The organism is Acinetobacter sp. TAC-1, from assembly GCF_029025845.1.
Lineage (GTDB): Bacteria > Pseudomonadota > Gammaproteobacteria > Pseudomonadales > Moraxellaceae > Acinetobacter > Acinetobacter guillouiae.
The window spans coordinates 3,540,035-3,552,390 of record NZ_CP118892.1; the positions used below are offsets into that span (position 1 = coordinate 3,540,035).

Annotated in this window: 11 protein-coding genes and 2 tRNA genes; 8 read left to right on the plus strand and 5 right to left on the minus strand. The window is 37.9% G+C overall.

Going from position 1 to position 12,356, the window contains the following annotated elements:
• Nucleotides 1-209 precede the first annotated feature (209 nt).
• The gene (locus PYV58_RS16430; RefSeq protein ID WP_004722376.1) at nucleotides 210-1,319 is read left to right on the plus strand and encodes a transglycosylase SLT domain-containing protein; all 1,110 of its coding nucleotides are present in this window, start codon (nucleotides 210-212) and stop codon (nucleotides 1,317-1,319) included.
• Between the two features lie 83 nt (nucleotides 1,320-1,402).
• Here PYV58_RS16430 and PYV58_RS16435 read toward each other — a convergent pair whose 3' ends face one another.
• Entirely contained in the window at nucleotides 1,403-1,786 is a 384-nt protein-coding gene (locus tag PYV58_RS16435; protein ID WP_004722377.1) for an SCP2 sterol-binding domain-containing protein, read from the minus strand.
• A gap of 225 nt (nucleotides 1,787-2,011) precedes the next feature.
• On the minus strand, nucleotides 2,012-2,920 hold the full coding sequence (gene ttcA / locus PYV58_RS16440) for a tRNA 2-thiocytidine(32) synthetase TtcA (RefSeq protein ID WP_004722379.1): 909 nt from the start codon (nucleotides 2,918-2,920) through the stop codon (nucleotides 2,012-2,014).
• Between the two features lie 493 nt (nucleotides 2,921-3,413).
• Here ttcA and PYV58_RS16445 point away from each other — a divergent pair, with 493 nt between their 5' ends.
• Together PYV58_RS16445 and htpX are read left to right on the plus strand one after the other, a co-directional pair.
• Nucleotides 3,414-4,310: a lytic transglycosylase domain-containing protein gene (locus tag PYV58_RS16445; protein ID WP_034618062.1), complete on the plus strand. Its 897-nt coding sequence runs from the start codon at nucleotides 3,414-3,416 to the stop codon at nucleotides 4,308-4,310.
• A gap of 312 nt (nucleotides 4,311-4,622) precedes the next feature.
• Nucleotides 4,623-5,528, plus strand: a complete 906-nt coding sequence (gene htpX / locus PYV58_RS16450; RefSeq protein ID WP_004819720.1) for a protease HtpX — start codon at nucleotides 4,623-4,625, stop codon at nucleotides 5,526-5,528.
• A 196-nt stretch (nucleotides 5,529-5,724) separates the two neighbouring features.
• Here the strand turns inward: htpX and PYV58_RS16455 are convergent, their stop codons facing one another.
• The 3 genes from PYV58_RS16455 to PYV58_RS16465 all read right to left on the minus strand — a co-directional run bounded on the left by PYV58_RS16455 (nucleotide 5,725) and on the right by PYV58_RS16465 (nucleotide 7,909).
• Nucleotides 5,725-6,078 (minus strand): bleomycin resistance protein, encoded by a 354-nt coding sequence (locus PYV58_RS16455; protein WP_004819718.1) that lies wholly within the window; start codon nucleotides 6,076-6,078, stop codon nucleotides 5,725-5,727.
• 53 nt (nucleotides 6,079-6,131) lie between these two features.
• Entirely contained in the window at nucleotides 6,132-6,713 is a 582-nt protein-coding gene (locus PYV58_RS16460; protein ID WP_034618064.1) for a DUF4112 domain-containing protein, read from the minus strand.
• Nucleotides 6,714-6,877: 164 nt separating this feature from the next.
• The gene (locus PYV58_RS16465; protein ID WP_034618059.1) at nucleotides 6,878-7,909 is read right to left on the minus strand and encodes a L,D-transpeptidase; all 1,032 of its coding nucleotides are present in this window, start codon (nucleotides 7,907-7,909) and stop codon (nucleotides 6,878-6,880) included.
• A gap of 524 nt (nucleotides 7,910-8,433) precedes the next feature.
• Here PYV58_RS16465 and pyrC point away from each other — a divergent pair.
• The 5 genes from pyrC to PYV58_RS16490 all read left to right on the plus strand — a co-directional run bounded on the left by pyrC (nucleotide 8,434) and on the right by PYV58_RS16490 (nucleotide 12,146).
• Nucleotides 8,434-9,468 (plus strand): dihydroorotase, encoded by a 1,035-nt coding sequence (gene pyrC / locus PYV58_RS16470; protein WP_034618057.1) that lies wholly within the window; start codon nucleotides 8,434-8,436, stop codon nucleotides 9,466-9,468.
• On the plus strand, nucleotides 9,453-10,112 hold the full coding sequence (gene rnt / locus PYV58_RS16475) for a ribonuclease T (RefSeq protein ID WP_004722393.1): 660 nt from the start codon (nucleotides 9,453-9,455) through the stop codon (nucleotides 10,110-10,112). Before pyrC ends, rnt begins: the two co-directional genes overlap by 16 nt.
• 20 nt (nucleotides 10,113-10,132) lie before the next feature.
• A tRNA-Glu gene (locus tag PYV58_RS16480) sits at nucleotides 10,133-10,208 on the plus strand.
• A gap of 163 nt (nucleotides 10,209-10,371) precedes the next feature.
• Nucleotides 10,372-11,799 (plus strand): amino acid permease, encoded by a 1,428-nt coding sequence (locus PYV58_RS16485; protein WP_105713078.1) that lies wholly within the window; start codon nucleotides 10,372-10,374, stop codon nucleotides 11,797-11,799.
• 271 nt (nucleotides 11,800-12,070) lie between these two features.
• Nucleotides 12,071-12,146 (plus strand) — tRNA-Glu (locus tag PYV58_RS16490).
• Nucleotides 12,147-12,356: the final 210 nt, after the last annotated feature.

The following is a 12,356-nucleotide window of genomic DNA, read 5'->3' on the forward strand; positions in this document are numbered from 1 at the left end:
AAAAACCGCCTATATTATGCGCACATGTTTTATGAGTTTATTTTTTTAATTTTGTAGTTTTTCTGCAAAATCTTTCTATCCCACATGTCATTTTTTGAATGACGTTCATGACTGCCCACCCTTATTGAATTTACCAACTATAAGAAGTTTTTAAGCGTTTTTGTGCTTATTACTTTTTAGGGCAATAAATTACTTGTAGCGGAGACAACATGCACAGTAGTTCAACCTCTGGGTCGAGGCTTAGCCTTAACTCATTTTTTCGTGCGCTGCCAATCAAAACTTTAGTTTTATCCACTGCATTAATTCCTTTTAGTATTAATGCGAGTAAGAACAATCAATACAATGCTGTAGTTAATTCGAGTAAATTGACTGTAGTTGCGGTTTCCAATCCAAGCATCGTGTTTAAGGATGGAGACTATAAGCATGGCTTCGGCTATGACTTAGCCCATAACTATGCTGAAAGTTTAAACGTTAAACTTGAGCTTAAAACTGTTTCTGACAATGCAACAGCATTGAAAATGGTTGCTCAAGGTAAGGCGAATTTTGCGATTACCACCGCAAATATGCAAAGTATCGAAGCAGAACGCTTAACCTCATTTTCAGCAAGCTGTGGTGATTTCAACAGTTTAAAAAGTAATGGTTTAAACCCAGAATTAAATTGGGTATTTAAACAAGCTGAAGATCCATTAACAGCAACAGCAAGTGGTTTCATTTGCCAAAGCAAACAAAATGGCTCAACCCAGCAACTTGCCTCATTTTATAATCGTAATGTCGTTAAGAAAGACGACTGGAACGTGATCCAACGTGACTTAAGTTCTCGTCTACCGATTTATAAAGCCAGCTTTAAGCGCTCTGCGCAGCAATATGGCCTAGATTGGCACCTACTTGCTGCAATTGGTTATCAAGAATCATATTTAAAACCAGACTCTGTTTCTCCCACAGGTGTCCGTGGTTTGATGATGTTGACCAATACCACCGCCAAAGAAATGGGTGTCAGTAATCGTAGTGATCCCGCTCAGAGTATCCAAGGCGGTGCAAAATATTTTGATATGATGTTGAGTCGTTATTCTTATATTCGTAATCCAGATCGTCATTGGTATGCTTTGGTTGCATACAATATGGGTCCTGGTGCAGTTGAAGGTATTCAAAAGCGCATCAAAGCACAAGGTAAAGATCCCAATGACTGGATGAATCTTTATAATTATTTGACACGTAATCAAGCAAGTAATGGTCGTTATAAACAAGCAGTACAGTATGTCACACGTATTCGAGCTTATTTAGAACACATTAAGACCACACCTCGATTACTAGAAATTTAATCTGTATTTTAAATCGATTGGATTTGTAAAAATCAGGCAATAAAAAAGCTTACTCTCGGGTAAGCTTTTTTATTGTAAAAAGATTAAGCAGTTTGCTCTAATACTTTCTTAAATAAATCTTTTTGCTCTTGGCTTGGTTTGGCAGTTTGTAAAGCCATCAATTGAGACATATCACCTTGAACTTTGATTTTGCCTGTCATAAATGCTTGCATTGCAGCAGCCATATCAAATTCTAAGAATACTTTACGAAGTGTTTCAGCATCCATGTTCAATGTTGTTTTCGCATTTGCAGAACTACCTTTGACGATTTTTCCGCCGTCTAAAGCAAGCTCTGTGTTGCCATCTGCATCTGCAACAACCAAATTAATTGCTAAACCTGAAAGTGCTGGTGGTAAGTTTAAATCACCTGCTTCAGCAGTTAATTTTTCAACATTTGCAAACCAATCATCAGTTAAAAATGCAGGCATGTTCATTCCTCAAATTATTTATTCAATTTATTGTGTTATCTATCCAGACAACATCAGGTTGAAGCAGTTTTGCTTGCCCAATGTTATAGCATGATAATTTCAATTTGGGCTAAAGTTTTTTGTACGGACTGTTCATGTTTTATCGGTTTTATCGTTTTATTTTTTTAAATCAGGCACTCATCTCAATATGAATGCCCGATTCGTTCATTTAATTGGCAAAAAAGATCAATCTGCTGCAAAACTAAGATTTACAACATCTAAACGCTTTTTCATTTCTTCCGTATCACATTTCATATCGAATTCGCGTTCTTCATCCAATTTTTCAAAATCAAATAAATCACGGTCAGCCAATTGTGATGGTGAAACATTCTGTAATGCACCAAAAATACTGTGCAAACGTTTTGGATATTGTTTATCCCAACCACGTAGCATATCGTTTAACATGGCACGTTGTAAGTTTTCCTGAGAACCACATAAGTTACATGGAATAATCGGGAATTTACGAATTTCAGCATATTTGATGATGTCTTTTTCTTCGACATAAGCCAAAGGACGAATCAAAATGTTCTTTTTATCCGAAGACAATAATTTTGGCGGCATCGCTTTTAAGCTACCACCATGGAATAGATTCAAGAAGAACGTTGCAATGATATCATCACGATGATGACCCAATGCCACTTTGGTCGCACCAATCTCTTGCGCAAAACCGTAGAGTGAACCACGGCGTAAACGTGAACACACTGCACAGTAAGTTTTCCCTTCAGGTGTCAAACGTTTGGTGATGCTATAGGTGTCTTTTTCCAAAATATAATAAGGAATATTATTTTCTTCCAAATATTTCGGTAACACATCTTCAGGAAAACCAGGTTGCTTTTGATCCAAGTTCACTGCGACAACATCAAAGTTGATCGGTGCAATACGTTTAAATTGCAACAAAATATCAAGCAAGGTGTAACTGTCTTTCCCACCAGAAACACAGACCATTACCTTATCGCCTTCCTCAATCATTTTAAAGTCACGAATTGCATGGCCGACTTGACGACGAAGTTTTTTCAAAAGACGATAATAAGCTGAACTTGTTGGAAGCTCTGGTTTAAAATTAAATCCTTGTTCGGACTCAACTGGCGAGTACATAGACGAGATAAACCCATAAAAAAATACTGGGCAATTTTATCTGATTTGAACGTTAACCGCATCTAAAGATTTTTTTATTTTGCATCAATTTTTATCTGGTCATCTTCCTGTCGTATTTCCACATTTAAAATAGACGGCTCAGTTCATTTTTTAGCCGAAGTGCTTATCTTTTGGACTTTTCCACAGTTTTCCACAAAACCTGTGGATAAAATTGTGGATTGTTTGGGGCTTGACAAAGTTTTCTCACGCAATGATGGGCATTCTCTTTAGATTGATCATTTTTTAACCATTAAATTTTATATATATTTTTCAATTGTTTAGCATAGTCAATAAATATATTTTAAAAAAAATATAAAATTTTTTTTGATTAATATGCCAACAAATAGCACTTGCTTTTTCGCGATTGTATTGTTAAAACTCAATTCATAGTTTTTCTTGTTCAATAACTTTGTTAAACTCCCAAAAATTGGGGAAATATTTTAATTACTACAAAATGAAAAAATTAATTACGGGTTCGCTAGTGTCTATTTTAGGGTGTATGAGCTTTGCTTCATTTACATCGCAAACGTTTGCAGGTCAAATTTATTTCTACAAAGACCAAAATGGGACAACCTTACTAACCAATCGCAAAAATTCGGATCGTTCACTGCAAAAAGTCAAAGTGACTTATTATAAAGACAGTAATATTCACAGTTATAGCAACTGGGGCAGCTCAGAATCCGCAGTACTGCCAAGTTATAGTAAAAGTAAAAACTCTTTTGACAGTATTATCCGCCAAGCTGCGCAGACCCATGGTGTGTCTGAAGGCTTAATCAAAGCAGTAATGCATACCGAGTCTGGCTTTAATACCAATGCCCGTTCTCCTGTCGGTGCACAAGGCTTAATGCAACTGATGCCTGCAACGGCTCGTCGCTTCAATGTGTCTAATTCTTATGATCCACAGCAAAATATTTTTGGTGGTGCCAAATATCTCAGTTGGTTAATGAAACGCTTTAATGGCAATACCAGTTTAGCTTTAGCGGCTTATAATGCGGGTGAAGGGAATGTCGATAAATACGGCGGTATTCCTCCCTTTCGTGAAACCCAAGACTATGTCAAACGTGTCACCAGTCGTTTAAACAACCTATATGCTGGTGGTTTAAATTTATCTGCAAATAATATTAGCACTTCAACCAGTACTGGACAAATCATTGCCCAATCAAATCAAAATGATTTCTCCAATCAAGTCGAGCCGACACCACAAATCAGCAACAGTTCAAATATTCAACCCGTAAAATATAGCTCTCGTCCAATTATTATTGCTTCTGATGGGACTTACACAGATGCTCCTGCGGGTTCTTATTCAACAGCACATGCCAGTGCGACAGCACAAATCACCATTGGCAACTAATCACTTAAGCGCTTAATATCCCCAAAATTATGTTGCTAAAATAGAAAATAATGCACTTAATTTGTGCAATTACATATTTTCAACAAATTGCTGAAAAAAATAATGTTTTCTCTAATACAGAGAATCTTTTTTTAACTTGCCTATTTTTTTAAATAAATTGCTTATCCACTATCCATTTCATTTGAAGTTGTTATTTTTTGCCCGCTAGATTTTTCCCATTATTCTTGAATTTTAATCATCTAAACCTCATATTGAATTTCATGATTTATTTAATACGTCATATTATTTATTATTTATAAGAGGATTCTCTCCATGATGCGGATTGGTTTGTTTTTGCTAACCAACCTCGCGGTACTGGTTGTAGCTGGCATTATCCTATCATTATTAGGTGTTGGTAGTTACTACGGCGCTGGCGGTCTTAAATTAGGCAACCTGATGGTCATCTGTTTAGTGTTTGGTATGGTAGGTTCTTTAATCTCCCTATTTATGTCCAAATGGATGGCGCTAAAAACCACAGGTACTGAATTAATCGACCCGAATGCTCCTCGTAACCAAGCCGAAGTTTGGTTATTACAAGAGGTTGCTCAACTTTCACAACGTGCTGGTATTCAAATGCCAGATGTTGGTATTTTCCCATCTTATCAATCCAATGCATTTGCTACAGGTTGGAACAAAAACGATGCGCTGGTATCGGTTTCAACAGGTTTGCTCGAACGCATGAACAAAGATGAATTGCGTGCCGTACTTGCGCATGAGATTGGTCACGTTGCCAATGGTGACATGGTCACATTATCCCTTATTCAAGGTGTAGTGAACGCCTTTGTAATGTTCTTTGCCCGTGTGGTTGGTGATTTTATTGACCGTAATGTCTTTGGTCGTCAAGATGGTGAAGCGCCTGGATTGGCTTATTTTGCAATTACCATCGTGCTTGATATCGTCTTCGGTATATTGGCTTCGGCAATCGTAATGTGGTTCTCTCGCTATCGTGAATACCGTGCAGATGAAGCTGGTGCTCAACTTGCAGGTAAAGAAGCCATGATTTCCGCTTTATTGCGTCTACAGGCTGAATCTGAAATGCCAGATCAAATGCCAAAAGAAATGAAAGCTTTTGCGATCGCAGAAGGTAAAGAGCAAGGTTTTAGTTTGGCTGCTTTATTCCAAACTCACCCAAGCATCGAGCAACGTGTTGCCGCTTTACGTCAACTTAATTTGCCTTAATCTATACACGCTCGCTCAATCGCAGTGATCTAATAGAAAAACAAAGCCTCCAATATGGAGGCTTTGTTTATGGGTACATCATATTCTTAATTTTTGCTTGTTCGATATTTAACCTGCAATTGCTATCTTTCTTATTTATTTACTATCTTTCTTTCAATACCAATACCAATACCAATACCAATACCAATTTGAGGAATTAATCTAATTGGATACAACGGATTAAACTTCCATTCGGATCAATCACACAAAACATATCAATTTCTTCGAGATACTGGATTTCTGTTATTCGTGCTTCTGGGAATTGTGCCCAATCTAAGCCTTGCCAAAAATGAAACAGATCTTGCAAGACATGTGTTCTTAAGCAGGCACTAAACCATGATTCTTTTGGATTTAAATTGGGGTGATGGAAAAACTCAACCAGCAAACTGTCCTTACTTAAGATCATCCATTCTGCGGACTGATAATCACACTGAAAACCTAAGAATGCATAAAATTTACGAGTATGATCAAAATCAATAGCAGGAAGGTTTGCCGAAATATAATCTTGCATGATCACCTCTGAATTTTAATATCTACATTTTCAAATCAATTCAATGTTGGAATCTATGCACGATAGCTTTGATACCAATCCCATAACATATTTACGCCAAACCACATCGCAAGTCCAATCAGGATCAAAACAATCAAGCCTAAAATATCGGGAATATGAATCCAAATCCAAGCAATGACAGGATTACGCCAAAATGCTGAATGCTGTTGCTTTTGTTCTAGCTTCTCATGTAAAAATGGGTGAACCACATGATCATCGCTGTAAATCTGATATTCTTCTTGAATATGGTCATGTACAACGTCTAGGGCTTTACGACTGGGCCGGATAAAAATATCAAATAAGGTTCCAGCAATCGGTATACATCCCACAACGCCGTCAATCACAGCCAGTTTTAATACCCCGTTGAGCTTTGCTTGAGGCACGCCAATCTGTTTGGCTTTATAAACCGCATAACAGGTCAACACAAAACCCGCGACATCACCAGCAATCGGTATGGTACTGAGTGCGGCATCTGCCCCAACTCCTTGTTTGGTAAATGGAATACGCACCACTGAATCCATCATATTGGCAAATTTAGCCAAATCTCGTTCAAGTTTAATGACTTCTTGAGTAGATAATTTTTTTTCTGTACCCATAAAGATTTCAATTTTTTGACATGGTGAAGTTAAATTGATCATACCCAATAAATTCAGTATGTTGTGTATAAGTTTAATATTTACAGTAGCAAAATCTTATCAATACAATAAAAAAGGCTGAGCGCTCTTTTAAACTACTCAGCCTTTCTGAATATACAACGGGATTAATCTAAGAACTTAACCACAGTCCCCGGTTGAACCTTACGACCTAAATCATTGGCATCCCAATTGGTCAAACGAATACAACCATGAGAAGCGGTCTTTGAAATTAATGAAGGATTCGGCGTACCATGAATACCAAATGTCGGTTTACTTAAAGCAATCCACATATTGCCAACAGGACCATTTGGACCAGGCGGTAATGCCAGCTTTTGACGGTTGCTCCCTTGAACAAAGTTTTTCGGGTTATAACCATAGACAGGGTTTGCGGCAACTTTAATGACCTTATGCGTCCCTTTCGGGGATGGTGTACCAGAACCCCCAATTGTGGCAGGAAAAGATGCAATCATTTGATTTGCACTATTGTATAAATAAAGTTGTCGCGCAGGCTTATGCGCAATAATTAAGGCCACACCTTCAGGCAAATCATTGCGTACAATCGGTACATTGATGGTTTCGCCTACTTTTTTAAAGTTAGCTTTTGGATTGAGTTGTTTAAGAAAGTCTTCATCAATATGAAACTTTTCACCTAACATTTCAGTCACACGGGTGTAATACAAACCCGGCATTTTTGCTTGTTGGGCATAATTTCGCGGAATTGATTTGGCATAAGGCCCTTTAATATCCGCTGCAGTAATTTGATAAGTTCCAAACGCTGCGGATTTTTGATTTTTTAACAAACTGTCCCAAGTCTGTTTATCCAGTTCACCACTAATCGGTAAACTTTTAATCTGTTGATACGCAGCAAGTGCTTTTAAAAAGTTCTTGCCACTTTTACCGTCGATTGGCCCTGGCGAAGCATGTAAATTATTGAGCATCACTTGTGCACGGGCATAAACGGGGAATTGCCCTCTGCCAATATTTTCTGTCCAATTGGCGGTATTGATACTATTGATTGACCAATCTTGTTTTAAGTCCGCTTTTATCGCTTCTTGACTTTTATCAGCTTTAACATTTTGTTTGGCAAAAATTTGACTTTGAATATTTAAACCCACAAGACACATGATGCAAATCAGGTTTGGCAGAAACTTGCCCATATAAAGCTCTCTATTAACTCAATATTATAATTGATGTACTTATCTAATAAACTATTGTATTACAGACACATAGTATACTGATCTCGAACAATAAAAGCGACGTCACACACACCTTGAACGATCATTTATATTCTCAAGGCTTTAAACACAATTGTATAAGATCAATAGCGTGTTTATTCATAAAATGAAAATTATGTATGCTGGAAGTTTATCTTTGTATGACTTTATTATCATTTTTTAAGAAAAATATGCAATAGTACATTTTGACTATTTAATCATTTAAAAACGGTAATTTTAAAATAAATTCAAATTAAGCAATTGAAAATCATTGCCATGTTATACAGTTGTAGATTTTCTACTCAGCATTAGCACCCAATCATGACACACACATGACCAATCCGAACAAAATATAAGCTTTAGATTTGTTTTTAATCATTTAATTTGAATTATTGATTAGAAATAGCTGTTATCATTTTAAAGTGTTATAGATTATCATCTCATTTATTTTGTCAGTAAGAATTGCCTTGAATACGATCACTTTGCTTCAGCCAGATGACTGGCATGCCCACCTGCGTGATGGTCTTGCCTTAAAACGTACAGTTCCAGATCTAGCCAAACAATTTGCCCGTGCGATTTGTATGCCGAACCTCGTTCCACCTGTGAAAACTGTAGATGAAGCGAATGCTTATCGTGACCGTATTATGGCACATGTCCCTGAAGGGGTTGATTTTGACCCACGTATGGTACTGTATTTTACCGACCATACTTCTCCAGATGAAGTTCGCAAAATCAAAGAGTCTCAATTCGTCAATGCAATTAAACTCTATCCTGCTGGTGCAACAACCAACTCGGATAATGGTGTCAGTGACATTCGTAAAGTCTATGCAGTGATTGAACAGCTTGAAGAACATCAAGTGCCATTACTATTACATGGTGAAGTTACTCATCAGCATGTGGATATTTTTGACCGTGAAAAACGCTTTTTAGACGAAGTACTTTCACCGTTACTGAAACAATTTCCGCAATTAAAATTGGTGTTAGAACATATTACCACCAGTGAAGCCGCGCATTTTGTGCTTGAACAAGATCGTAATGTTGCTGCGACGATCACACCACAACATTTAATGTTTAACCGTAATGATATGTTGGTCGGTGGTATAAAACCGCACTTTTATTGTTTACCGATTTTAAAGCGTCAAACTCATCAACAAACTTTACTTGAAGTTGCCACAAGCGGTAGCCCTAAGTTTTTCTTAGGTACTGACAGTGCGCCACATTCTAAAAATGCCAAAGAGAATGCATGTGGTTGTGCAGGTTGCTATAGTGCACCTACAGCAATTGAGCTTTATGCTCAGGCTTTTGATCAAGTCAACAAAATCGAACGCCTAGAAGGTTTTGCCAGTATGTTTGGTGCAGACTTCTATGGTTTGCCTCGCAACACAAATAAGATTACCCTTGTGAAAGAAGAGCAGGTAATCCCTGAAAGTTTAGATTATTTGGATGGTGAACACATTATTCCACTTTATGCTGGAAAAACCATCCAATGGAGAAAGGTGTGACAACTGAAACATTACCTGTGATTGGACAACGCTTTCGTGGTTTTTTACCCGTTGTGGTTGACGTTGAAACAGCAGGTTTTAATGCAGATACCGATGCATTGCTTGAAATCGCATGCATCCCGATTGTGTATGATGCTGAAGGAAAATTTGTTCCAGGTGAAGCACATCATGCACACATCAATCCTTTTGAAGGTGCAAATTTAGATCGCCGTTCTTTGGACTTTATTGGTGTAGATCCATTTAATCCAATGCGTATGGCAATGGCTGAAGACGAGAAAACAGCATTAAAGCGTATTTTTAAGGCGGTTAATGAAGTGCGTCGTCAGCAACATTGTACCCATGCGGTCTTGGTCGGACACAATGCCCATTTTGATTTAGGCTTCCTAAGAGCTGCAATTGCGCGAACTGGCAGTAAAAATCAAAACCCTTTTCATAGTTTTTCTGTATTTGATACTGTGACTTTAAGTGCGGTCATGTTTGGTCAAACTGTTTTGGCTAAATCATGTATTCAAGCTGGAATTGAGTTCGATGGTAAAGAGGCTCACTCGGCCTTGTACGATACTCAAAAGACGGCTGAACTGTTTTGCTATATTTTGAACAAACTGGCACCTCACTTACTTGACAATTTGGTGGCGGATCAATAAGATATCGCCATCTTCTAAACGACCCTATCGTCTAGAGGCCTAGGACATCGCCCTTTCACGGCGGTAACCGGGGTTCGAATCCCCGTAGGGTCGCCATCTAATTATTCTTATAATTTCTTTCTCTCTTTTTTGATCTTCTTGATTCAATTATTTTATTTCATCCCTTTTCTTTAGACTTTAGAAGCTGACGGTTTATTTTATTTTGTCAATTTTGGCATTTTAATCTAAAATATCTCTTTAAAGTTCAATGACATCAAATATGCAATCACCTGATCAATCGAATCAGCACACTGTCGCTGATGGGCAAACTATTGTCTTAAAAAGATCCATGACCAAACGCCACCTGATCATGTTGTCATTAGGCGGTGCAATCGGTACAGGCTTATTTTTAAGTTCAGGTGAAGTGATTGCACAAGCTGGACCGATTGGTGCAGTGATTGCCTATATCATCGGTGGTTTAATTGCCTATATGGTGATGCTGTGCTTAGGTGAACTTGCGGTCAATCAACCTGTAACCGGATCTTTTGGTGCTTTTGCAGCTAAAAATATTGGACCGGGTACAGGCTACATGGTGTCGTGGATGTACTGGCTTGGCTGGTCTGCCACCTTGGGGACTGAATTTACCGCAGCAGCCATGCTAATGCAGGAATGGTTTCCAACAACCTCCATCTGGTTATGGACCTTGGTCTTTATTGTTGCCGTCTTGATTTCCAATCTAACCTCAACACGCTTTTTTGCAGAGTCAGAGTTTTGGTTGTCTTTTGTCAAAGTTGCAACGGTATTGGTATTTATCTTACTCGGCCTAACCGCAATATTTGGGTTAATCCCCTTCCATGGTCATGAAACTGCACCTTTATTCAGTAATTTAACCGCACATGGCTGGCTACCCAATGGTTTATTTCCTATTTTTGCCACCATGCTGATTGTAAATTTTGCCTTTAATGGTACTGAGATGATTGGGATTGCTGCTGGTGAAACTGAAAATCCTGAAAAAAATGTCCCAAAAGCGATTCATGCTGCGGTTTGGCGATTAATGATTTTCTTTGTTGGTACTATTATTGTCATCAGTTCATTATTGCCCTATCAAGATGCTGGCCTAGCCGCGCATGGTGAAGGGATCAGTAATAGTCCCTTTGTTTCTGTATTTAACTTGATTGGAATTCCTTACGCAGAAGACATCATGCGTTTTGTGATCATTACAGCGCTTTTGTCCACTGCAAATTCAGGCCTATATGCGGCATCTCGTATGATGTGGGCGCTTTCAATTCAAAAACAATTACCTCGAGTTTTTTCCAAACTGACCAAATCAGGTACCCCTGTTGTTGCAATTTTTGTGACCATGATTGGAGGTTTACCCGGTTTACTGTCGGAGCAATTTGGCGCAGATGTCATCTTTAAAAACTTACTCGGTGTGGCAGCATTTACCATGGTTATCGTGTGGATGAGTATTTGCTGGAGTCAGTTTAATTTCCGTCGTAAATGGCTGGCCAGCGGTAAAACACTGGCTGATTTAAAATTTAAAACGCCGTGGTATCCAGTCGTACCGATTCTTGGCTTTATTACCTGTACCGCAACTGGTTTAAGTATGGCAGCAGATCCGGAAATGCTTTCTGGCTTTATTGGTTGTTTAGTGTTTATGGCAGCATGTTATGCAACTTATTACTGGCTTTATCATCAGAAAAATTAAGTCGCAGTGTAAATCACTGATCAGCCCGTATTCATACGGGCTTTTCTATTTTAAACTTTTAACCAACAGCATAATTTTTAAGTGATTCATATATAAATCAAGCCGTTTTTATTTGATTTGGATTCTTCTAAAAAACAAAAAATAGCTTTATGGCTAAATTAAAAACAAATACATGATGATTCGCTTATAGATTCATCAGTTAAACGCTTTTTCGATAAATCCATTTTGACAAAAATATCTTTTATCCTTAATATACGCATCACCTCATTACGACCCTATCGTCTAGAGGCCTAGGACATCGCCCTTTCACGGCGGTAACCGGGGTTCGAATCCCCGTAGGGTCGCCATATTTGAGATTGTTTCCAACATAAAACTTTCTCGTAAAAAAGCCTGAGCAATACGACTCAGGCTTTTTTATATCTATAGTATTTTAAAGCAGTTAAAAACCACCATCCCGTCATATTTAAAAGATTGTTTTTTCACCAATAATCTGAATTTTTAATTTAAAATAATCAGTGCAGAGTTAAATATAAATAATTGATTTAAATATTTATTTA